The following is a 332-nucleotide window of genomic DNA, read 5'->3' as shown; positions in this document are numbered from 1 at the left end:
CGTACACAGCAGCAATTAGGTTATTTGGTCGGTGCAGGCTATGCGCCGTTTAATTCTCGCGCTGGACTGGCATTTTACGTGCAATCACCCAATGTCGATGCGCACACGTTACTTTCTCATCACCGCGCCTTTATTAAGCAGTGTGTTCAGGACTTTGCTGAAATTGATGAGCCGCACTGGCAACAAGCCAAGCACAGCCTCTACCGGCAAATTGCCGAAAAGGACAAAAACCTGCGCTTGCGTTCACAACGCTTCTGGTTAGCAATTAGTAACCCGGGCGTCGATTTTAGCCTGCAAAGTAACTTATTAACGACCCTTGATGCTATCTCCTT

Annotated in this window: 1 pseudogene; it reads left to right on the top strand. The window is 48.5% G+C overall.

Annotated features, from left to right (window positions below):
• A pseudogene (locus CWC14_RS19275) lies at positions 1-332 on the top strand (insulinase family protein); the annotation flags it as partial.

It is taken from the genome of Pseudoalteromonas sp. S3260 (assembly GCF_005886925.1).
In the GTDB taxonomy this organism is placed as follows: Bacteria; Pseudomonadota; Gammaproteobacteria; order Enterobacterales; family Alteromonadaceae; genus Pseudoalteromonas; species Pseudoalteromonas tetraodonis.
The sequence above is the reverse complement of the archived record's forward strand: the minus strand, read 5'-3'. Positions and strand labels throughout refer to the sequence as shown.